We start from the raw sequence: 20,482 nt of genomic DNA on the forward strand, positions 1-20,482 counted from the left end.
AATTTTACTCAATACTTTTAAGAAACGCACTCTATCTATAAGTTAGCTCTCTGACAAGAATGAATTTTAGTCGCATCTTTTGTAATTGCTTATAATTTTTATGAATCTAAATCGGAAGATGTTTTAAAATATTAAGATTATTCTTCTCGAATGAGAAAATAACAAAAGGTGAAGCTTAATTCAGAAAAGTTTTTTACTTTTCTTAATTAGTCAGTAATTATGAATTGCATAGAAGTCAATAATGTTGTTAAGAGATTTGGCAATGTTCATGCTTTAGATGGGATATCGTTCTCTATTCCTTGTGGAGCTAAGTATGCTTTGATTGGACCTAATGGTGCTGGAAAGTCTACTACTCTCAAAATTTTATCTGGCTTACTCACTCCAGACTTAGGAGAAGTTAAAATAAAAGGGATGAGACCTAACTCTAAAGAAGTTAAGAAGATCTTAGGATATCTACCGGAAGATGCTATGCCTTATAGGACTCTAACTGTATTAGAAAACTTGGAATATATTGCTTCATTAAGGGGAATTCCAAATCCTAGAGAGAAAGCTTTACAAATGATTAATATCTTTGGTTTGCAAGAGTACATGCATACTGAAGCTGGTAAACTTTCAAGAGGAAATTTGCAACGATTATCTTTAGCCTTAACTATTATTCATGATCCTGAAATAATTCTACTTGATGAACCGCTTAATTATTTGGATATTCCTACTCAGGAACTAGTGATTAGCATTCTTAAGTCATATATACTTTCAACCCTTTTAGTCTCAACTCATATAATGTCTATTGCAACTAGATTGGCAACACATGCAATAATTATAAATCACGGAAAAGTAGTCTGGGTAGGAAGCATTGATGATTTAAAGAAGATGGGTAAAGAAAATGAGCCAATAGAAAGCATTGTTGCAAGAATAATGACTGGTGGAATAACATGATAGGAAAGGTGATTGAATTAAAATTAAGGACTGTTTTCAGTTTGCCTCTTTTAGTTTTCTTTATATTCATTGCATTTATTTCTACGGTCTTTGCAATAGGATTTGCTAATATTCCACCTCAATTAGATCAGCCAAATTCTTTTGATATTGTTTTCCCTATTTCGATCTTTTCCTCTTTTCTTCTTGGATATACTCTCTTTCCTAGAAGTATATTAATTACTAAATCGGATTTGGATTTCTTATTTCAAATTCCCCTCGATGATAAAGACTTTCTTATAGCAACTACTTTAGCTGGTTTTATTATCAATTACCTTTACCTTTCCTTTCTCGTCATCTTTTTAGCTCTCATAATGCATTATTACGGTTTTCTTTTCCTTATTATTTTCTCATTAGATTTAACTTTTCTAAGTAATCTTCTTTATCTTCTAACTTTTTGGAAAAGATTACCAATAGCTATTATCTTAGTTTTATGGTTCGTTTCTTCATATTTTGATTTTCCCTTATCACCATTTTCTATAGAATATGGAAACTTCCTTGGCTTTTATTTATTCCTTATTTTCTCCTTATTACTTGCATTACTCTTGTTCAAGTACTTTTCCTTATCAAATTACGTAAATACAATGCTAATGGAGCTTGGAGGACAAAGAGGATCAGTAAAAAGTTTAATTAACTTATCTTCTTCTTCTCCTTTCATGGCTATGCTAAAGAAGAACCTAAACTTAATAGAAATAGGCGGAAGAACTGGTGGATTTACTGGAGGACAATACAGTATCGCAAGAGTCAAGATTTATTACTTAACATTAGGTGTTTTAGCTTTGGCAATAGCTTACTATTTCGTTGCAGATCTTATACCCATTTTCTCTTTCTACTTTGTCCTAATAGAGTTCTTTTTAAATTATTCCATCGCCCAAGCATCTTTTATAAATGAACCATTTTGGATAAATTTAACAATAATGAGCCCAATAGAATTTGTTAGGAGATACTTTTTAAGCAAATTAATCTCGCTTTACATAGTATTCATACCTCTTCCTATTCTAGCTTTTATAATGGGAAATTACAATGAAGCAATAGCATTTCTAATAATCCCATTAACGTTCATAATTATGACCTCATTATTAGTTAGATATTACCCAGCTACCCAACAAAGCATGCAGAATGATAGGATAACTTTTAGTAAAATTATACTATCTTATGTGGTATTGGGAATAGGAATAACAATTAGCGTTTTAGCTGTATACTTCCCATTTTACACATTAATTGGAGTAATAATATTAGATTTGCCTTTCTTTATATCACAAAGCTTTTGGGAAAAAGCATTTGAAAGAAATATAAGAGCATAATCATAGTATTGCTGAGTAGGCAAAAATTCTACCTAGAAATTGAAAGATTTATATGCGAATAGCGTCAAAATGTCCAAAGAAGCTATAGAAATAATTTATATCTAACAATGATACTGTTGATGAACTCGGACCGAAGGAAATGTTGCTGACTTCTTCCTTATCCTCAGTGCTTTCCCAAATTCAATTCATGAAAAATATTACTATAATTTTATTTTAAATAAAATATGAATTAAAACTTAAGAAACAAATTGAATCACCTTAGAAAAAATTCGCCGTTTTCACAATGTACTTGATCACATTTTTGTCTTTAGTATAATTATAATAAAAAATTAGGAATACAGGTTTTTATTTATACGTGTTCACACATAGCAGAATGAATACGCATTAACGCATATAAAGGAAAAAGAAAAAACTAGAAAAAAGAATAAATATTAGGATGAAGAAAAAACAAAAGTTGCTATAGTGTTTTCCATAGCGGGAATATTTTTCGCTATCTTAGGTATAGGGATGGCTATCTATTCTAATCTAGAAACAGCTATTGGATTTGTATCGGTTTTGGCAGTACCAATTTATGCAATAGGGTTTATAGGTTATTGTAGAGTGCCAGATGAAAAAGTTGAACATCTAGCAGGGAATAATCTATTTTCCCCAGTGTATTGATACAATGAAAAAGGCATTTGGAAAAATAGAAAATTGATGATAGAATGGTCTCAGATACAAGATATGATTGTATATAAAGTATTCATGCGACATAGCGGAAAAATCGGGCCAATTTTCGAAGGATCTAGTCCAAATATTTATGGTGAATTGGAAGAAATTGGAACTATTAGAATAATTCTAAAGGATGGAAGACAAATAGAAATAAAAAATGTCTTGACCCCATTTACTGTAGTAGATTATATAAAAAAGGTTTACCTTAAAAAATAGAATTTTTACATTCTTTACGATTTTAATGCTCTGAAGGCTCTAGCTAAGTGTTTGCGCGATCGTATCAATGTAAATGCGAAGAATAACATAATAGCAAAATCGCTCCCTAGTGAATTACTCCGCCCTTACGGTACTCTCCAAATTATTACCTTAAAAACAAGTTAAGATAGATATAAAGTAATTCCATAATTTTAATCAATTAGATAAAAATACATCTTATTGAATCTTGCCTAGAAAAAGCAAAAAGAGAAAAAACTTGAAATTCATTTTATTAACCTTAAAGAACATAAGATGTATACTTAAACTCATAGAAGATAGAGGAAAACCTAGACTAATAATTGAAACAAATAATTCCTTATTCTATGTGATTGTCAGTAGACATTATAAAAATCTGATAAAAAAGAAAAATTAAAAAATTTTATTAGCTTATTGAGGAGTAAGTTAAGAATAGTTTGTCACATTTATAACGATAGTTATGTTTCCGTAGTAGCTTACGTCTGGGTAAAATATAGCAAAGTCCCATCTGGTGCATAAAGCTTCTCTGGTACCATATCTTTTTCAATCAATTCTAGTGTATCTGGGAATTCAATTGCTTCGGGAATTTCTTAACTCACATTTTTCTTTCTAATTTTGCTTCTTCTCGTCTTTAGTTGTTTTTTATATATTATTCTTTGCCCTTATGTAACTTAAACTAACTTTCTTCCCGCCTTAACCGGTACTTCTTAAATTCAATTCATAAAAAATATTGCTAAGGCTTTATTTTATGTTAATAAGTAAGGAATACAAATTAAAACTTAGGAAATAAATTGTGTCATCCTAGCATAGGGTTGTCGATTTAATTTTAAGGTGATGATTTTGTGAAATACCATGAAGACTTTCTATCCACACTTCTTGCAAGTTTTAATTTGTTCTGACATTCTTTAAATAACTTATTGGTCGGAATGAATCTCAATCAACTTTTTTGCATGTTTGAAATAGTCTTTTGCCTTTTCTTCATCAACAACATGTAACTCAACTGGTGCACCAAAAGGCAAATTATATTTATCCATAGCTATGTTTAAAACTTGCTTTTTTAATTCTCTTCTATCCTTATCAGATAATTGATAAGGGAAAATGATTAAAATATCTATATCACTTAGAACAGTAATTCTATCTTCAGCTATTCCACCAAAGACATAAACCTTTACATTTTTATCAATTTCCTTTGATGCTTTAGCTATAATTTCAGCATATTCTTTCCATCGTCTTAAATGCTCAAATTTATATTTAACCCAGCTTGACACGTTTACTTATCTCCTCTAATTTATTTATAATTTTTTCAGCAATTGAAATAGCATTTTCCGCCTGTGATTTATCATACTCCATCTCTCCATACCTACTTTCAATATAAGCATCTTCTAGCTCAGACAGTTCATTCCTATATTCCCTAGCAAGCTCTAGAATTTCATCCGATAAATCGGGATAGCTGTTTTCTTTTAATAGCTTAGCTAAATATGACAACAGTGTTCTTACTTCATGACTTTTGAATTCAGAAGCAAATAGTTCAAACAATACTGCCTTTAGATAAAGCTGGATTGCTTCCTCAGCATGAAACATAGCTAGATCATAGAAACCATCATTTATATCCTTCTTTGCGTCACTAAGAAACTGTAAAGCTCTTCTCTTAAGTCTTTGTACTTTTATACCACTCACATGTCTATCTAAAACCTAAATAAGCTATTAACTTAATTCTACGATAGGATATAAATACTACTTAATTTATTAAGCGTAAATTCTACTAATTACTTAAATAGCGTTAACATACATAAATATTATTAAATCGTTTCATAGTATGATCGTTAGGTATAAATTATTTCTATGACTTTTCCGCTGTTTAATATATCCATTTTAGTCTTGCCTTTATGTAGAGATTCAAATGCTTTGAATTTATACCTTCATGACGATATCAGAATCGTTTCTTCTTTTTTCCGGTTCTAATACATTTCTCGTTATATATGCCACCACATAGATAATAGCTCAATAACTTTCCTAGTTAACTTCCAAAATCATTTTACATTATTTTTTGTTCCTTTCTCAAATTCAACTAGTAATTTATCAGCTTTATAAACATTCTTTAGCACTTTTCTTTCTCCATTATTTAACGTGATTATTACGTTTGAAAACTTTAGTCCTTGATCAATCTTAATCTCTTTGATTTCTTTCCACAAAATTTTCTCTTTCCCATGAATTATTATCTTATCCTTCTTCGTAAATATAGTAGGTCTTATAACTAAGTAAATGTCATAGAAACCTAGTCCTATAGTGATTAAAAACAATAATGTAAAAACACTTATATTAAAAGGAGCAATAGCTAAAGATACTATAAATGTAATAAGAGGAGAAAATAAAAGTATTAGACTTCTTCTATCGAATAATCTCATTTCAAATAATTTTTCAATATCCAAGATAAAAGGATTAGTGAGAAGGAGAGCTCATTAAAATCTCTTTTTTTCTCACACTTTAATTCTCCTATTTCTGCATTAGAAATTACATTTTTCCAATGAGTTATTGTAGCCTTATCTGAGGACAAAATCAGACTATCCTTAATTAAGAGGGGATCAATCATAGGGATTATTGCATCACAGAAGAATATTGGAGTTGGGATCATTGTAGATCTACTTATTAGCTCTTGTAAGTATATCCATGCTAATTCATGAGAAATAATTTCAGCCTTATTTCTTTTGGGCTTAGATCTATTATTAGCTATTTCAATATATGCACAATAGGGCAAAAGGGTTTGAATATCAGGATAGAATACAATACCTCTATATATTAAATTAGTATCAATTAATATACCCCTATACTTTCTCATTAGCTCTCTTAGTTCGTATTCCCTGTCAAGAACTACTTTTATCGAATAAAATCCTAACTCCTTATCCAGTGTACCACTATTATCATTGAATAATTTTTTAACTAATTCTTCAGGTTCAACTTCTTTTCCATTAAAAGTTATTTTTCCCTTATCTAAAACTAGGAGACAATCTTCCTCTTCATTCTTTATTCTTATCTCATATTTTCTATCTATACAGAGAGTAATATCTTCTCCAACTCTATAATTATCCTTTTCTTTTACATTAAAGTCAAGTGAAAGCGAGGCAATTATTTTACTTAGCTCTCTGTTCTTTAGTAATGAATTTATTGAATCTTTTGCATAATCATAATTTATAATATCGTTAACATCTTCTTTTCCTTTAAACATTGGTACTAGAAATCTAGGTACATAAGGGTAAAATAGACCATACCACGGACCAAAGGGAAACATTACGTGATCTATAGGAATACTATTTTTTACTGCCTCGGTGGTAAGTTTTATTACATACACTACTGAAGTTGCTGATGGCACTATTAAATCAGAATCTTTAACCTCTTCTTCTAATGGCATTCTATAATTTATTTCCTTAATTTCAATCTTTGGTTGGGTTTTAAGAATTCGGAGAAAACTTATGATATCTTTTAAATAAGAAGTAGCAAACGGTGGATATAATAAAACTAACTTATCAACGTCGTAAGATTCTAACGTCCTCAGTATTGTAGTAACTGCTGTCTCAAATACCTTTATTGGTGCTCCTATTGGAATTACTGCCTTCATCAATGCTATTACTTAGTCTCTCTAAATAATTATTTAAATCATTTATAAAGCTTGGAAAAACAGAAAGAACTGTCAGCATAGTTCTGTAATCTACTTCGTCATGAGCTCCTTTATTTCCAATAACCCTAAAGGCATTAAACACTGAGGAATAGTTTGCTAATTTACCATAAAATTTCATTTTTTCTTCTATTTTCTCTAGTATATCTACGAAGTTATAAAGAACTCTTAACCCTTTTCCCTCACATAATTCACTATTACTTACGTCATTCCACCCCTTTTTACTTGCGATAGAGCATAAAATATCTCTATATTTTTCTGTTATCAAATCTTCTAATATCCTTCTAATAACGACGGCAGAAGAAGTATAATATCCCATTAAATATAAAGATACTGCTTGAGAATAAGTGAAAATAAAATTGTTAAGTGTTAATGTAGTGTTAATTTCATAATTTATTGCTTCTTCAGACGAGTGACTTAAATTCTTATAAATTAAACTCAGAAGAATTAGAATATTTCTAGAAGAAAATGTAATAAAAGGTCTAATGATATGTCCCTTACCTATAATTATTGAATAGGATGTTGTAAATTTTCCCTTGTCATTAGCTTGGCAAATATTATAGGGAACTACATTAGAACCCAAAGGAATTCCATCACCCTTCTCTGGAATTATTCCTAAAAGATCAGAAAATTTTGTATCCTCACAAGTTGATCCAGTTTCGCTTTCAAACTTCTTTTCTATCTCTAAAAAATATCCCTTTTGCTTATCGTAACCAATATAAACCCGTGAAATACCTAGAGAAGAAAAGAAATAATTTCCTTCAAGAACTTCTTTCCTTAACATTTTCACAGTATCTAAATTAGAGTAAATAATTTTGAAAGGACTTCCTATCCAAATAAGAGTTTCTCCATTATCTAATTTATTGTAAAGTTTTTCAAATTCCTCCAAAGATGAAACATGTATCTCATTTCCTATTATCACAAGAACTTTTTCCCAGTCTAAAAGAGAAGAAGGATATACATTAAATTTGCTATGCAAATTACTTAGATCTGAAAGAATCCTTGTCCAATTACTCAAAGGTTCTTCCTCCATAGAATAATAAGCTAACCTTATTCTACTTTCCATAAATTATCTATAAATAGCTGGAATTATAACTTTTCTTATTTAGCGAAACTCTTCTCTTGAATTTTCCATGATTTCCGAAAATAGTAGCTAAAGTTCTTAACAATTCTTTATGTGAATCATCATAACATTTCTCTAGGTGTTTCAGTAGATCCCCGTAATTCCCAGACTTAATTTTAGCACCACAAATAGGGCAAGAATCAATTTTAGTCTTCGAAATATGAATGACTAAATCTTTCTTTCTATTATATTCTTTTTCTTCATTCTTATGAAGAGGGCACCTCATTGCTCTTTTTGAGGTGCCTTAAGATTAATCATACTAAGACTTTAATAAAGATTACTATGCAAATAACTTTTCTGACCTCTTTCCAGCCTGAAAGTGATCAAAAACTTCCATTTATTCATTATAGAAAATAAAAAAGAAAGTTAACTTACATCAACGGTTATAGTTAATGGGCCATAGTAACTTTCATTAGGAAAATAGATAGTTATTGTCAAATAGTATGTATCCCCTGGATTAATTACAACTCCTTTGTAATTTGTATCCACTGTATACTTAAACTGTGGAGAAAGCGATATACCTTCTATAGTTACTGGAGTAGAGAAATGACCATTCTGTATCTCAAGAGTTATGTTAAACGCTTGTCCATTAAATCCTTCAATGTTTGCTAATGGAGAGCTTGAAGATACTAAGACTAAACTATCTGTAGATTGACAACTTACGGTAGTAATATAAGATATATAACTATTTGGCTTAGGTAAAGAGATATTAAAATATGTTTGTCCAAGTAATGAAGTATAAACTAATCTCTGTGGCACAGCACTGCTAGGAACTAAAAATGCAATGCCACCAACTATATAATTACCATGCTGAAGAGTTACTCCATTCTCTAAATACCCACTAATTCCCGGTGGTTCAAACTCACATGAAGAATAAATTCCTTCTGTTGTATATAGATCGAAATTGCTTGTATGTAAAGTAATAGTTCCGCTTCCTAGATATGTTATATTTAGATAAACAACAAGATAAGCCTTAGTTTGATAGCCATCTTCTTCAGCCACAGCTTGTGCATTAGTTACATTAATAACTTTAACTAAGAAGGGACTTGATGGCGTTACAGAAGTAGTTGTTAAAGGCTGAGTAGTTGAAGTAACTGAAGATTGAGTAGTTGAAGAGACGGGTGACGTAGTTGATACTGGAGCTGTGGAAGGCTTTGAGACTGACATTCCGGCTATTATTAATATAACTACTATTACTACTGCTACAATCCCGATTATTAGTTTAGTATTCATATTCTCAAGACTTTAAAAGAAAAAGGATTTTTATAAAGATTATTCTATTTTATTTTCTATTAGACCTGAAAATTCTTAAAAAGAGAAAAAGGAAAAAATAGATATATCTTTTTCACTCCTTAGCAGTAATAGCTCCAACTCCTCCAGCTATTGCAAAGATTATTCCTATAATTAACCCACCAAATGTATTTATGGCTCCTAAAAGTGCCAATATAATAACTAAAGCTCCCCCAATTTTCCTCATTTTACTATTACTAGATCTCAGAAATAGAATAGAAAATAATATGATTAGAATTCCTATTACAAAACCAAAAACAATAAGAAATGTCGCATCACTAGTCCCTTGTTGCTCTATCGATTTACTATTTGCTAATCCTGCAGTAAAACTATATAGTGATCCTATCAGTAAACCAGTAGCTATTCCTCCTATTATGTACATAGCTCCTCCTATTGAAGCTAATATTGAAGCAGTCGAACGTTTCATAAAAATGTAGAAATCATTGTAAGTATATAAAAATAAGATGAAAAAATTCTAAAGCTCTTTCAGTTAAACGTGAAAAAGTAATCCTTTTAAAAATCCCTCTTTAAAACTATTTTATGATACTCTTAACAGAAATAACAAGCGATGAGACAAGACTTTTCAGAAATCTTAAAATAGATAAAATTAACGAAATTATACTTCTCTCTAGTGATAAGATTTCAGAGCAATCTTCTCGCTTTGTTTTAGAAATGTTAAACATTCCTTACGTTTTGTTAAGCCTCAAAGGATTTGAAGAGGGAGTAGTTGAAATAGCTAAAATACTAATGACGAAAAAAGAGGAGATTGGCTTAGCTCTTTCAAAGAGAGATTTAGGGATACTACAAATCATTTATGCCTTAGCTTTAGTTAAACCAACTGCTAGGCTCTTCATAGAGGGAGAAGAGATGGGGAGAATAAAAGACCTTCAAAAATTAGATATTACACAAGATGATATTACTCTTTTACAGTATATTGGAAGTGGGATAGAGAATATTTCCAAGTTGTCTAAGATAATTAACTCTTCAATGACCACAACATGGAGAAAAGTTAAGGAATTAGAGGAAAAAGGATTAGTGGAAAAAGGGAATAAACTCCAACTTACTAGAAAGGGAAAAATTGCAATTATGCTGAATAAATAAGTTCTTCTAAATCTTAATCCTATTCACATTCTTAGTTTATACGATGAAGAAAAACAAGAATACAAGTCTTGGGAATGGAAAATTTACGTAATTCTATCTCGTGAGAAGTTATAGTACTTTGACAGGCTATTTCGAGTTTAACTTTTGTTCATAATAATCGTCTGGTCCATTAAATCATCTAGAATATAAAAATATAATTCTCACATTGGAAAACAATAAGATGGGGAAAAAGTTACCTATGATGAGCTTTTCTCTAATGATCTTTTTCATAATTTTCATTATTTATGAAATATTTTAAATCTCTTTGCTTACATAATTCTCTATTTTAGTAGAGTAAGTTCATAATATTACTTCATTGTTTTAAACTATTAAAACTCTACAAGAGTAAGAAATTTAATACTATTCACTTAGCCTATCTTTAAATCCCACCCTAGATGTAGATAGAGAATTTCCGGATAAGAGAAAGTTAAGATGTATGAATTCACCTTATCATCAAGTAGAGATTTTCCTGTAAAGAGGATAGAAATATTATATTATTTATTTCAGAAAATCTTATAACTGCATAGGACTTTTAAAATCTTTAAAATGACTAGAAACATTCCTAGTTAATAGTATATCATCTTCTATCAATTTTTTAAATTATGAAAAAGATACTTTGTGGGGCAAAGTAGTTTGGGGGGCAAAGTTATATTCTCAAAGAAGCCCAGACTTAATGTGGAGGAAATATTTGATAGAGATGAGGAAATAAATCAACTTTCTTTTTTATTAAAAAGAAATGAATGGGTTATTATATTAGGTCCAAGAATGAGTGGGAAAACAAGTATAGCATTATCAGTCTCAAACACTTTCTCTGATCGTAAAACTATTTACGTAGATCTTGTTAAAGTAAAAGGATTAAGAGATTTCATAAATAGACTTTATTTTTCTATACCTAAAGGTCTAATTGAAAGAGTTAAAGAATCTTTAGAGACTATAGGAGTGAAAATAGGTCCCACTTCACTTTCCTTTAAGATAAAGAGCACTGCGGTGATTGAAAGTATTATTAGATCAATTTGTTCAAACACCATTCTAATTTTAGATGAAGCACAAGATCTAAAGCAAGGGATAAATCATTTAATTCCAGTTTTCCATAGATTATTAAACTCTTGTCCATCCCTTTCAATAATTTTTACTGGCTCAGCTATAGGATTAATAAGAACTTTGCTAGAACAGAAAGGAGAAAAACCATTAGCTGGAAGAAAACCTAGTGAGATCTTTTTAAAACCATGGAAAGAAGAACTAGCTAGAGAATACCTTGAGAGAGGATTAGAAAACTGTAACGTAAGCTTCAAAAGAGAAGAAATTAATGAGGTTTTACAAGAGTTAGGTAGTTTAGTAGGTTGGTTAAACATTTACGGAGTAAATAGATGTATTAAATCTCATGAAGAAGCATTGAAAGAAAGTATAATAGAAGCTGTGAGTATAGCTAAGGAAGAGATAAATAATGCTATAGAGAGAAAAGCTTGGAGAAAGAAAGCTTTAAAATTAATGGTTTACGGTGCTAATTGGAGCTTACTTGAGAAAGAGTCAAGAGTTTCTACTGAAACCTTGTCCTCTTTCCTTGATAAACTTGAAAGGCTTTACATTATTGAAAAGAAAGAAAAAATTTATATTGTGTCAGATCCTGTATATAGAAAGGCTATCCTTAATTTATAGTTTATAGTCTTTTTCATTGAAACGGAAACGTTAAACACGATTTCATAAATTACAATTACTATGAAAATCACCATATTAAATTCATTCTAGTGTAAAATCCTTGAATTTTCTAGCTCTGGAGATCTTTATATAAAGAGTGAAACCTAATGCTTACTGGTAGAGAGCATTTAATGGAAATACGGATAAGGAGGAGAGATTTCTATCAAATTCTTTTTGTAAAAGAAAAGTGTACTTTTTACTTGGCAATAGAAAATTGTTTTAAGAACTCCACCTTTCAATAATATCCTTGTTATCAAGAACTAACATTAATCTTTGAAGATTTTGCAACGACCTTTCATGAGCTGATTTATCTGATGAAGATACTGCTTCCTTAGCAATTACTGGTAAGAAACCTAAGGCTTGAGCATGTCTAGCAGAAGTTTCTACTCCAATATCAGTAGCGATTCCAGTAAAGACAATTGTAGTAATTCCAACGTTTCTTAACATTAATTCAAAGTTTGTTCCAACAAAAATACTTGGTGTGTTCTTATTAAGTACAACATCTCCAGGCTGAGGATATACTTCTTTGACTATATCTCCGGGATTAAAAGATCTTCTAAAAGCTGGGTTTTGAAATCTATCTGGGTAAGGTGTAATTTTCGTATAAACTATCGGTACATTATATTTTCTAGCTGCCGAGATTAATTCACTTAGCTTTTGTAAAAATTCCTCCCTGTTAAAGATACTATTTACAAGAGCCTCTTGTACATCCCATACTACCAAAACCGAATTATCTTTTCTAATTAGCTTTTTCAACTCCTCAAAATTATACCAAGACATGAGGTTAAATTGGAAATTGAAGTAAAAAGTTTAACTATTCGACGTCGAACATTTCGTGTTTTCGTTGTGTTTTTCTTTCTTCTAGTTCTCTTTTGGTATGTATGATGTTTTTATTGCTCCTATTGCTAGTCTTTTTGAGTCCATTTCATCTGTTTTCTTTCCTATCGCTTCTCTAAGTTGTAGTGGGTTTACTAATCCTTTTTATGTGAGTGTATTGTATAGGTAGTAAAAGTATACCCCAATTGCTTCCATTATTCTTTCCTTATAGTCCCCTAGGAAGTTTATTAGTTCTTGCATTCCTTCGTTGTCGTACTTGAATTCTCTTGTTTCTATTTCTTTTTGAACTAGTTTTTCTCCTTTTTGTTCTAGTCTTATTTTCGTTACTACTATTTTTGATTCTCCGACGTTAATCCCAAAGACTTTTACTTCTTGCACGAGTTATACTTTTTTCATTATTGTATTAGCTTTTCTATAATAATACTTATAGAAAATAATGCATTATCTTAACTTGTTCTCCTAGTTATGACTACTTTTTACCCCTCGGAAAAAACATGATATTCTACTACTCGGGGTTTTTACTCCCATTTGTTAGATTATTGAGGAGAGTTATTAGCCAACCTTGTTTATAGGGTGTTTAACCCCAGAGGCACAAACGGCTTGAGGTTTTTTGGGTTGAGTGTTTATTTAATTTTCGCTTGTAATACTCAAGGTATTAATGTGAGCCTAACCTGAGCAGAAAATTCGTAGGAGTGAAACTTATTACGGATTTAAAGATTCTGTCCCAATATTTAGAAAACTTATATTAGCATATCATGAGTACGCTAGAAAGAGTTATCTAATAGAGTTTCTTTTAGAATAAATTCTTTTCTAGTAACTTGCTCATATCTAACAAGATCTTTGAGATTAAAGTTTTCGAAAGAATCTAAAATATATTTACTCAAATCTCGATTACTTATTCCCTACTCTCACCTAGATTTGGAACTAGGAAATTATTATGCCAGTATGGATAAAGCTAGGAAACACAGACATAATTTTCCCCAATGAGGAATTGATGTTAAAGACATTAAAAGAGGCTGGAATACCATTAGAGAAAGTAATAATTGTCAATAAAAAAGACTAAACCTGCATATTTAAACTACTTAAGATATTTTCAATTTTTTTAATATTTTTATTATCATCATCTAATGGATTTATTTTTAGCATAAAAAGCTTTTTACCATTTTTAAACCTTATATCAACATATCCTCTCTCGTTCACTATTTCATTAAGTTTTAGTGTACTCATCTCTTCTAAATCCATAGCTTCATTCTCGATTAAACCGGGATAAACTAAAATTACAGTTAATGGGTCATACTCATAAGCATACGCCATAATTTTAAACCTACTTGCAGTAATATAACTAACTCTAGACGAGTATTTACATTCAAATATTATGAGATTGGAGTTATCCAAAGAGAAATCTGGTCTTCCCATGTATTGAGTTACGTCAGATAGATCGTCTATTCCATCAAGTTTTGACTTACTTTCAATTGAAGAGTTAAAGAGTAATCTTAACTTCTTTCCACCTTTATAAGCTAAAAATTCTCCCTTATCAAAAACAATTGTGTACCCTTTACTTTCAAGAAGTTTAGCTACTAAGAAGAATGTATAAATCTCATATAATCTCCATCTTAATAGTAATAATATTTGCTTTTTGTATTCTATCTTTAACTTTTCACTGCCTATTCCTATTTCAATTTCACTTATCCTCTTTATTTTTAAATATTCTTCATAAGCACTTATGAGCCAATCTGGGTCTCTGTGAGTTATAGGTCTAAAGAATTCATTTTTAACCTGAATTCTTAATTTGCGAATTATATTTTCTAATTTCTTAATTTTATTAACTGTTTTTTCAAATTTATTCCTGAAGTATCTTATATCTATTTTTTGTATCTCTTTGCCTAACTTTGATTCTGTGAAACTTATAATATTGTAGGCTTTATCTAATAAGTAAAGTAATATTGCATATTCTGGTGCGTTTGTTCCTTCTTCAAATGAATAATATGCATAAGCAGATTTTCCTCTAAGTAAAATAGTTCTTGGTATATCTATCGGACCATAAGGAACTGAATCAATTTTTACCGCAAATTGTCTGTGTTTTAATTTCTCTTTCTCTGCCTCCTCGTATAATTTAAGTAACTTGCTAATACTTTCTTTAAATAAAGACAATAAGAGGAAGGCCTTAGTAATTTCATCTATAGGTAATTCAGATTGATAACCGGTTTTTAATAACTTATCAACGTTTGGCACTTTATTTTTATATTCAATGTAATACTTACCTACCTTTTTGACTAACTTTGTACTCATTTTTATGTTACTTAATGACATCTCTTTCACTTTGACATACACCCATTTGCTAAGTTGTCAAAATCTTTGATAATTTCTTGATCTATAGTGCCTAAAGTTGACAAGAGAATTGATTTAAATAAGTTAAGTTTTTCTTGTTGTAAAAGTGAGTTCTTAACTTCACTATATATTTCTAGAGCTTTCTTAAGGGACGCCGGAGAAATATCGAAGTTTAATCCTTCACTATCACGCTTATCTTTGAACTTTTTCCTTAAGCAAGAGATAAAGTTTTTGATCTCGTCCTCAACTGGATAGTTTTGAATGTCTTCAGCCCCCTCAGGGTAATTAAAATCTATTGCAGCAAATCTTCTAACTAACGCATCTCCCAAATAGAAAAGATTACGAGTATCAATTAAGTTCATAGTAGCTATAATTCTAATTCTCTTTAGTGGTTCATCTTTGTATTTTTTATAATTTTCTAAGAATTCTAAAGCGACTTTATCCTTATTTGGATAACTCTTAATTTCATCAATTAAATACTTTGGTATTGACCATTCATCTGGATTAGTTGTAGAAAATATTGTAAAAAATTCACCAAATGCCTTGTCGATATCAGCTCTGTTTATTTCATCAATTATAACCAAATAATATCCATCTTTTACCTTAACAGCTTCATTATAGGCTCTAATTAACAAACCGCTCTTCCATATTACGTTATTATTTTCTATGCTTTCTCCTCCTATTAAATCTCTCCTAAACCATAACGAATTTGCAGTTGTAATAGTATAACAATTCTCTCCTAATGATCTACCTATTCTTAATGTAAGCTCAGTTTTGCCAGTACCTGGAGGACCTACAAAAAGCAAATGCCCATGCTTTAGATAGCTTAGAATCACCTTTATTAAGTCAATATTAGAAAAAGGATATGAGGTTTTAATAAAGAGATTATCTAGTATTTTTCGTAATGCGTCATCGCTGGAATTAATCTTACATATATATTCTGGCTGTGTAATTTGTTCAGATTGCGATAAATTAGAGGTATTTGTTTTGGAATTGATATTTTTCTTTATCTCTCTGTAAAACCACAAAGTTTCTACTATTTCTTCTTTTTTAGATATAACATATTCTTTAATCTGTCTAATTATGTAAGGATCTATATAGCACTGATTTCCTCTAATCGTTATAGTTTTACCCTCTTTGTTTTTTAATTCTAGTTTATCCAAGCTATTAATTAATGTATTCCATGAGATGCCCTTGTAGTTATTTACCCTTAAACTTTTATTCAGGTATAAAACTTTAATTCTAGTTATAATTTTCCATATACCATTTATTTCTTTCCAATATCTAAAATTGCGAAACAAATCATAGCTAATTTCTACGATTGTTCCAAACCCTAATACATATATGTCATTTCCCTTTTTCACTCCTAAGATTGCTAAAAGAGGGTAATTCAAATTATTATTTTTAATCTGATCTCTGTATCCTTCTACTAAACCTTTGAATTCTATACCAGTAATATCATCTTCCCCTTTACTTTCACCTTTATCGCCCCATATCATGTAACCTAATTCCTCTTCAATCGAATAAAGATAAGAACCCTTCCAATGCTCTATGTCTTCCTCATTTGCTTGAAAACACATACTCTTTTATAATCTTTACTCTCAAGAAGTGGCAAAATTTTCATCTTAATTTCTTCTTTAGCCTTATTATCATCAGCTTCATCTAAATACTTATTAAGAAAATCTAGGTTGTTCCTATATTGGAACCAGTCATTATACACAAACATTAAGTAACAGAATAAAATTTATACTTTACTTTAGCGAAAAAGAATGTGTCAAATAATTTCTTTCACTATGTTGTATATTAAGAAGAACATGCTAAACCACGATGTTAAACTTTGCTTTCTTGAATTCCATGGGAGGTTGTAATCCATTGTTGATAGTCTATGTTTTATACTTCTGAATACTTGTTCAACAATATTTTTCTTGCCAAATCTCACGTGTTCATGATAGAGAAGTAATTATATGCTGATAGTCCATCATGTATATAATAATCATCAAGTTCCTTGTTAAGGATCTTCACTCCTCCTCAGTACTACTACATCAAGTCCTTGATTCAATTAGCATAAAGAATGGGAAAACCGTTTATATCCCTAACAACCCAGGCTATAGTGCTTTTCATAGTAAATGCAACGCCAGAGTGATAGGTCATATAATTGAAATTAATTCGTTGCATTTTCATTGAAAAAGACTATTTACGCTTCAATAGAAAACTGTTCTTAACGACTTTCTTCATAGGTTTCTTATTGTCGAGCTAAACACTGAAGCTACTATAAAAATTAATATTTCTTGAAGTCAAACTATTCGTCATGGAAAGAGATTTAATTAAGCTAGATGAGAGTTACATTTACGCTAGGTTGATTAAGGCATTGGATGATTCCTTATTAGCTATTAAGCTTTTTGAGAGAGGTTTTATAAGAAACTCAGCTGGAAAAGTATTTACTGCTGTTAAAGCTTTACTTTCAGCATTAATAATAAAGTATGAAGATAAATTATGAGGAAAAAGGAAATCCCTTGTGTTCATCTATTGCTGATTGTGACTTACTTACTGCTGTAGAAGCACCGAAGAAAGTTGTTACTGAATACGTGGAATTTAAAATCTAAGCTTTTACCCAGAAGTAGGAGAGTTAGAGAGGCTAGAACTACTGGAGCTTTGCCAGTTGTATTTATTGCAGTTGAAAAAGCTGTAAAAAGAAGTTTAACAATACTCCAATATCTTCATGGCTTATAATAGATTAAAAGTTTTTTATGCTTCGTCATGTGTAATAACGTCTCAAAGGTTTTTAACGTGAAAAATTCTAATAGGTTATGAACATCTAAGAGAGCAAAATAAAAAGGGGTTATTAATTATAAATAAATGTTGAAATACCCAAGGAGCTAGAAGTAGTCTTAGAAAATGAAGCTAAGAAAAGGGGTACAGATCCCCTCCTCTTGCTTTATGACAAGTTATTAAAGGACTTAGATCCATCTCAAAGAGTGCCACTCTATATTTTAGCGTATGAAAAGTTTTCGAGTGAAACTAATGAATATAAAGATGATCTCGTTTAAACTTCTGGAAAAAACTTGGGGTGCTTGTGCATCTATTGTTAGAGCTTATGGTGAGAAACACTGTTTAGAACATTATAGGCATAGGGACCTTGAAGAGATTATGAGCAAACTAGTCTCTAAAACTGGAAAAGAACTTGGTTTATTATGGGGAGCATGTTTAAGGTTACATTCTAATTTCTACGAGAATTTTATGGTTAAGGATGACGTTAAGATGATGATAGAAGCTGTAAAGGAGTTTGTAGGAAAAATGAAAACGTTAATAGAAGAGGAAGGATAAACAAATTAAGGAGACCTAATTTAAGCGAGTATGCAATTCAGTTTAAAGTCTAATTAGTCACAAGAAGAGTGAGAAACATTCATCCAAACTCTAACCTCTTTATTCCAGAAGGCATATAACCAGATAAGGAAGTAAAGTTATTAACATCTATATCTTTAAGTTTCATAACAACAACTTTCCCTAAAAGTCCGCCTAAATCTACAGTCTCCCCAGGATTAGCATCAAGAGGGATAACTCTCACACCTAGAGTTTTATTAAGTATAACTCCCATAGCCAGAACATCAAGTATTAAACCAATTACCTTATCTTTGCCTTGTCTTTTACTAACACCAACCATATCAATCCCAGTATTGCAAACAGAGGATAAGGCTAGTAAAGTAAAGAAATCTATTGAACCATCAATAGCTCTTTCAACCATAACAGAATCTTCGCTAACCGGAATAAATGCACCACTAAGACCACCAACAGAAGAAGTTGCCATTGCACCTCCTTTCTTAACTGCATCAATAAGTAAAGCTAATGCCATTAAACTTCCATGACCACCCATTTTAGAGATCCCCATTGCCTCAATTATTCCAGCTACGCTATCACCTATTTTTGGTGAAGGAGCTAAGGATAAGTCAACAATTCCGAAAGGAATTCCTAATTCTTTTGAAACAGCCTTACCAACTAATTCACCAAGTCTAGTTATTTTAAATGCAGTTCTCTTTATTAGATCGTGAAGTTCTTGTAGTGTAGTGGGCTTATTTCTTTTTATAACGCTTTCTATTACTCCAGGACCGCTTACGGCGACGTTAATCATAGAGTCTGGCATTCCTAAGCCATGATGAGCTGAAGGAACAAAAGGAGAATCTGGAGGAACATTAGCCATTATAGTTGCTCTTGAAGAAGCTTCTGGCTTCATTTTAAATAACTCATCAACAAAAAGCTTAACAGCATCAATATTTACTCCGGCCATAGTAGAACCAGCATTAATCATTCCAGCCAATCTTTCTGTTGAATTCAGCACTTCTGATAAAGATTTCAAAACAGTTTCACTACTCTTACTTAATCCTCTATCTGCAAAGGCTGAATAACCACTAATATAATCTATACCATTTTCCTCAGCTAGTTTATCCAACTCTTTGGCTAAACTTAAAGAATAGGAGGGAGATAAGACTTCAAAGATAAATTGGACTGGCGAAATTGCGATCCTCTTTGTTACAATCCTTATACCATATTTTTCTGAGACTTTTTCTACTGTCTTCGAAAATTTACTTACAAATGAATAAAGTCCCCGTATTTTCTCCTTTATTTCTTCGAAGTTTGAGGAAATCAAAAAGTTTGTATTAATACTTAACGTTACTGATCTTATATCCAAATCTTCTTCACTTAACATCCTATGAACTTCAATAATTTCATCAACACTATATTTCATTCAAATCCTCTCCATGTATTTGAAAACCTCTTCATGATATACACTAACTTCAACGTTAAGTTCCTTTCCTTTCTTTTGTAATTCTTCTCTTAGTCTTGATAAAGGTTGCTTGCTTTGAGAAATGTCAACTATCATAATCATTGCAAAAACTCCTCTTAAAACAGTTTGAGAAATATCAATAATATTAACGTTATTTTGGGCTAAAACTGAAGCAATTCCAGCAACTATTCCGGGTTTATCAGCACCAACAACAATTATAACAGCGTTTTCCACAGAAAAAAGAAAGACTAAAGGAGTATAAAAATTGTTAATTAAGTTTTTAATATCTCATGATTGATATTCCAAAAATTAATGAAATCCATTTAAGTTCCTACCTTACGTGATGGATTACAAATTTACTATATTCTCCATGTCAAACTAAACGTAAATATTTTTAAAAT

General features: G+C 30.7%; 25 protein-coding genes and 2 pseudogenes. 10 read left to right on the forward strand and 17 right to left on the reverse strand.

The genetic code is table 11. The annotated features are described in order from the left end of the window. The first annotated feature begins 219 nt into the window (after positions 1–219). The 4 genes from ACAM25_RS04270 (at position 220) to ACAM25_RS04285 (ending at position 3,203) form a co-directional block, all read left to right on the forward strand. Positions 220–936, forward strand: coding sequence for an ABC transporter ATP-binding protein (locus ACAM25_RS04270; RefSeq protein ID WP_369611101.1), 717 nt, complete (start codon positions 220–222; stop codon positions 934–936). Further along, entirely contained in the window at positions 933–2,276 is a 1,344-nt protein-coding gene (locus ACAM25_RS04275; RefSeq protein WP_369611102.1) for a hypothetical protein, read from the forward strand. Before ACAM25_RS04270 ends, ACAM25_RS04275 begins: the two co-directional genes overlap by 4 nt. Before the next feature lie 462 nt (positions 2,277–2,738). Beyond that, complete coding sequence (locus ACAM25_RS04280) at positions 2,739–2,936, forward strand: hypothetical protein (protein ID WP_369611103.1); 198 nt, start codon at positions 2,739–2,741, stop codon at positions 2,934–2,936. Between the two features lie 36 nt (positions 2,937–2,972). Next, a complete protein-coding gene (locus ACAM25_RS04285) occupies positions 2,973–3,203 on the forward strand; it encodes a hypothetical protein (RefSeq protein ID WP_369611104.1) in 231 nt (76 codons plus the stop codon). A 929-nt stretch (positions 3,204–4,132) separates the two neighbouring features. Here ACAM25_RS04285 and ACAM25_RS04290 read toward each other — a convergent pair. The 8 genes from ACAM25_RS04290 to ACAM25_RS04325 all read right to left on the reverse strand — a co-directional run bounded on the left by ACAM25_RS04290 (position 4,133) and on the right by ACAM25_RS04325 (position 9,728). Continuing rightward, complete coding sequence (locus ACAM25_RS04290) at positions 4,133–4,486, reverse strand: nucleotidyltransferase domain-containing protein (protein WP_369611105.1); 354 nt, start codon at positions 4,484–4,486, stop codon at positions 4,133–4,135. Then, positions 4,470–4,895 carry a HEPN domain-containing protein gene (locus ACAM25_RS04295; protein ID WP_369611106.1) on the reverse strand — a complete coding sequence of 142 codons (426 nt, stop codon included), beginning with the start codon at positions 4,893–4,895 and terminating at the stop codon, positions 4,470–4,472. Before ACAM25_RS04295 ends, ACAM25_RS04290 begins: the two co-directional genes overlap by 17 nt. Positions 4,896–5,248: 353 nt before the next feature. Then, positions 5,249–5,623: a hypothetical protein gene (locus ACAM25_RS04300; RefSeq protein ID WP_369611107.1), complete on the reverse strand. Its 375-nt coding sequence runs from the start codon at positions 5,621–5,623 to the stop codon at positions 5,249–5,251. Next, a complete protein-coding gene (locus ACAM25_RS04305; protein ID WP_369611108.1) occupies positions 5,620–6,831 on the reverse strand; it encodes a hypothetical protein in 1,212 nt (403 codons plus the stop codon). The genes ACAM25_RS04300 and ACAM25_RS04305 overlap by 4 nt, the downstream gene beginning before the upstream one ends. Further along, the gene (locus ACAM25_RS04310) at positions 6,788–7,954 is read right to left on the reverse strand and encodes a hypothetical protein (protein ID WP_369611109.1); all 1,167 of its coding nucleotides are present in this window, start codon (positions 7,952–7,954) and stop codon (positions 6,788–6,790) included. Before ACAM25_RS04310 ends, ACAM25_RS04305 begins: the two co-directional genes overlap by 44 nt. Before the next feature lie 7 nt (positions 7,955–7,961). Next, entirely contained in the window at positions 7,962–8,237 is a 276-nt protein-coding gene (locus ACAM25_RS04315; protein WP_369611110.1) for a hypothetical protein, read from the reverse strand. Between the two features lie 140 nt (positions 8,238–8,377). Continuing rightward, a complete protein-coding gene (locus ACAM25_RS04320; protein ID WP_369611111.1) occupies positions 8,378–9,244 on the reverse strand; it encodes a DUF4352 domain-containing protein in 867 nt (288 codons plus the stop codon). A gap of 112 nt (positions 9,245–9,356) precedes the next feature. Next, positions 9,357–9,728: a hypothetical protein gene (locus ACAM25_RS04325; RefSeq protein ID WP_369611112.1), complete on the reverse strand. Its 372-nt coding sequence runs from the start codon at positions 9,726–9,728 to the stop codon at positions 9,357–9,359. Between the two features lie 113 nt (positions 9,729–9,841). On the opposite strand from ACAM25_RS04325, the gene ACAM25_RS04330 reads away from it, so the two are divergent. Both ACAM25_RS04330 and ACAM25_RS04335 read left to right on the forward strand, forming a co-directional pair. Beyond that, positions 9,842–10,402, forward strand: a complete 561-nt coding sequence (locus ACAM25_RS04330; RefSeq protein ID WP_369611113.1) for a hypothetical protein — start codon at positions 9,842–9,844, stop codon at positions 10,400–10,402. A 714-nt stretch (positions 10,403–11,116) separates the two neighbouring features. Beyond that, positions 11,117–12,097 carry an ATP-binding protein gene (locus tag ACAM25_RS04335; protein WP_369611114.1) on the forward strand — a complete coding sequence of 327 codons (981 nt, stop codon included), beginning with the start codon at positions 11,117–11,119 and terminating at the stop codon, positions 12,095–12,097. A gap of 258 nt (positions 12,098–12,355) precedes the next feature. Here the strand turns inward: ACAM25_RS04335 and ACAM25_RS04340 are convergent, their stop codons facing one another. Next, positions 12,356–12,916, reverse strand: a complete 561-nt coding sequence (locus tag ACAM25_RS04340) for an isochorismatase family cysteine hydrolase (protein WP_369611115.1) — start codon at positions 12,914–12,916, stop codon at positions 12,356–12,358. 93 nt (positions 12,917–13,009) lie between these two features. Further along, positions 13,010–13,246 (reverse strand): annotated as a pseudogene (locus ACAM25_RS04345) (IS110 family transposase); the annotation flags it as partial. 664 nt (positions 13,247–13,910) lie between these two features. Between ACAM25_RS04345 and ACAM25_RS04350 the strand changes: the two are divergent. Next, positions 13,911–14,036 (forward strand): hypothetical protein, encoded by a 126-nt coding sequence (locus tag ACAM25_RS04350; protein WP_369611116.1) that lies wholly within the window; start codon positions 13,911–13,913, stop codon positions 14,034–14,036. Here ACAM25_RS04350 and ACAM25_RS04355 read toward each other — a convergent pair. The 5 genes and pseudogenes from ACAM25_RS04355 to ACAM25_RS04375 all read right to left on the reverse strand — a co-directional run bounded on the left by ACAM25_RS04355 (position 14,033) and on the right by ACAM25_RS04375 (position 17,482). Then, on the reverse strand, positions 14,033–15,283 hold the full coding sequence (locus tag ACAM25_RS04355) for a hypothetical protein (RefSeq protein WP_369611117.1): 1,251 nt from the start codon (positions 15,281–15,283) through the stop codon (positions 14,033–14,035). The genes ACAM25_RS04350 and ACAM25_RS04355 overlap by 4 nt on opposite strands. 5 nt (positions 15,284–15,288) lie before the next feature. Then, positions 15,289–16,881 (reverse strand): AAA family ATPase, encoded by a 1,593-nt coding sequence (locus tag ACAM25_RS04360; protein ID WP_369611118.1) that lies wholly within the window; start codon positions 16,879–16,881, stop codon positions 15,289–15,291. Next, the gene (locus ACAM25_RS04365; protein WP_369611119.1) at positions 16,851–17,021 is read right to left on the reverse strand and encodes a hypothetical protein; all 171 of its coding nucleotides are present in this window, start codon (positions 17,019–17,021) and stop codon (positions 16,851–16,853) included. The genes ACAM25_RS04360 and ACAM25_RS04365 overlap by 31 nt, the downstream gene beginning before the upstream one ends. Before the next feature lie 54 nt (positions 17,022–17,075). Further along, positions 17,076–17,290, reverse strand: a pseudogene (locus ACAM25_RS04370) (IS6 family transposase); the annotation flags it as partial. A gap of 66 nt (positions 17,291–17,356) precedes the next feature. After that, entirely contained in the window at positions 17,357–17,482 is a 126-nt protein-coding gene (locus ACAM25_RS04375) for a hypothetical protein (RefSeq protein WP_369611120.1), read from the reverse strand. A gap of 127 nt (positions 17,483–17,609) precedes the next feature. Between ACAM25_RS04375 and ACAM25_RS04380 the strand changes: the two genes are divergently transcribed. The 3 genes from ACAM25_RS04380 (at position 17,610) to ACAM25_RS04390 (ending at position 18,625) form a co-directional block, all read left to right on the forward strand. Next, positions 17,610–17,798 carry a PaREP1 family protein gene (locus tag ACAM25_RS04380; RefSeq protein ID WP_369611121.1) on the forward strand — a complete coding sequence of 63 codons (189 nt, stop codon included), beginning with the start codon at positions 17,610–17,612 and terminating at the stop codon, positions 17,796–17,798. Positions 17,799–17,872: 74 nt separating this feature from the next. After that, positions 17,873–18,031 carry a hypothetical protein gene (locus ACAM25_RS04385; RefSeq protein ID WP_369611122.1) on the forward strand — a complete coding sequence of 53 codons (159 nt, stop codon included), beginning with the start codon at positions 17,873–17,875 and terminating at the stop codon, positions 18,029–18,031. A gap of 291 nt (positions 18,032–18,322) precedes the next feature. Further along, positions 18,323–18,625: a PaREP1 family protein gene (locus ACAM25_RS04390; RefSeq protein WP_369611123.1), complete on the forward strand. Its 303-nt coding sequence runs from the start codon at positions 18,323–18,325 to the stop codon at positions 18,623–18,625. Positions 18,626–18,704: 79 nt separating this feature from the next. Here the strand turns inward: ACAM25_RS04390 and ACAM25_RS04395 are convergent, their stop codons facing one another. Together ACAM25_RS04395 and ACAM25_RS04400 are read right to left on the reverse strand one after the other, a co-directional pair. Next, a complete protein-coding gene (locus ACAM25_RS04395) occupies positions 18,705–20,042 on the reverse strand; it encodes a DUF711 family protein (RefSeq protein WP_369611124.1) in 1,338 nt (445 codons plus the stop codon). Further along, complete coding sequence (locus tag ACAM25_RS04400; RefSeq protein WP_369611125.1) at positions 20,043–20,315, reverse strand: ACT domain-containing protein; 273 nt, start codon at positions 20,313–20,315, stop codon at positions 20,043–20,045. Positions 20,316–20,482 lie beyond the last annotated feature (167 nt).

Origin of the sequence: Sulfurisphaera javensis (genome assembly GCF_041154675.1) — an archaeon.
GTDB classification, from domain to species: domain Archaea; phylum Thermoproteota; class Thermoprotei_A; order Sulfolobales; family Sulfolobaceae; genus Sulfurisphaera; species Sulfurisphaera javensis.

What these genes read in the sequence shown, in the direction of transcription:
- ACAM25_RS04375 (WP_369611120.1), bottom strand. Translation starts at nt 17,482, where the DNA reads ATGAAAATGCAACGAATTAATTTCAATTATATGACCTATCACTCTGGC.
- ACAM25_RS04350 (WP_369611116.1), top strand. Translation starts at nt 13,911, where the DNA reads ATGCCAGTATGGATAAAGCTAGGAAACACAGACATAATTTTCCCCAAT.
- ACAM25_RS04390 (WP_369611123.1), top strand. Translation starts at nt 18,323, where the DNA reads ATGAATATAAAGATGATCTCGTTTAAACTTCTGGAAAAAACTTGGGGT.
- ACAM25_RS04340 (WP_369611115.1), bottom strand. Translation starts at nt 12,916, where the DNA reads ATGTCTTGGTATAATTTTGAGGAGTTGAAAAAGCTAATTAGAAAAGAT.
- ACAM25_RS04270 (WP_369611101.1), top strand. Translation starts at nt 220, where the DNA reads ATGAATTGCATAGAAGTCAATAATGTTGTTAAGAGATTTGGCAATGTT.
- ACAM25_RS04285 (WP_369611104.1), top strand. Translation starts at nt 2,973, where the DNA reads ATGATAGAATGGTCTCAGATACAAGATATGATTGTATATAAAGTATTC.
- ACAM25_RS04275 (WP_369611102.1), top strand. Translation starts at nt 933, where the DNA reads ATGATAGGAAAGGTGATTGAATTAAAATTAAGGACTGTTTTCAGTTTG.
- ACAM25_RS04305 (WP_369611108.1), bottom strand. Translation starts at nt 6,831, where the DNA reads ATGAAGGCAGTAATTCCAATAGGAGCACCAATAAAGGTATTTGAGACA.
- ACAM25_RS04310 (WP_369611109.1), bottom strand. Translation starts at nt 7,954, where the DNA reads ATGGAAAGTAGAATAAGGTTAGCTTATTATTCTATGGAGGAAGAACCT.
- ACAM25_RS04395 (WP_369611124.1), bottom strand. Translation starts at nt 20,042, where the DNA reads ATGAAATATAGTGTTGATGAAATTATTGAAGTTCATAGGATGTTAAGT.
- ACAM25_RS04315 (WP_369611110.1), bottom strand. Translation starts at nt 8,237, where the DNA reads ATGAGGTGCCCTCTTCATAAGAATGAAGAAAAAGAATATAATAGAAAG.
- ACAM25_RS04330 (WP_369611113.1), top strand. Translation starts at nt 9,842, where the DNA reads ATGATACTCTTAACAGAAATAACAAGCGATGAGACAAGACTTTTCAGA.
- ACAM25_RS04360 (WP_369611118.1), bottom strand. Translation starts at nt 16,881, where the DNA reads ATGTGTTTTCAAGCAAATGAGGAAGACATAGAGCATTGGAAGGGTTCT.
- ACAM25_RS04300 (WP_369611107.1), bottom strand. Translation starts at nt 5,623, where the DNA reads ATGAGATTATTCGATAGAAGAAGTCTAATACTTTTATTTTCTCCTCTT.
- ACAM25_RS04325 (WP_369611112.1), bottom strand. Translation starts at nt 9,728, where the DNA reads ATGAAACGTTCGACTGCTTCAATATTAGCTTCAATAGGAGGAGCTATG.
- ACAM25_RS04355 (WP_369611117.1), bottom strand. Translation starts at nt 15,283, where the DNA reads ATGTCATTAAGTAACATAAAAATGAGTACAAAGTTAGTCAAAAAGGTA.
- ACAM25_RS04320 (WP_369611111.1), bottom strand. Translation starts at nt 9,244, where the DNA reads ATGAATACTAAACTAATAATCGGGATTGTAGCAGTAGTAATAGTAGTT.
- ACAM25_RS04380 (WP_369611121.1), top strand. Translation starts at nt 17,610, where the DNA reads ATGGAAAGAGATTTAATTAAGCTAGATGAGAGTTACATTTACGCTAGG.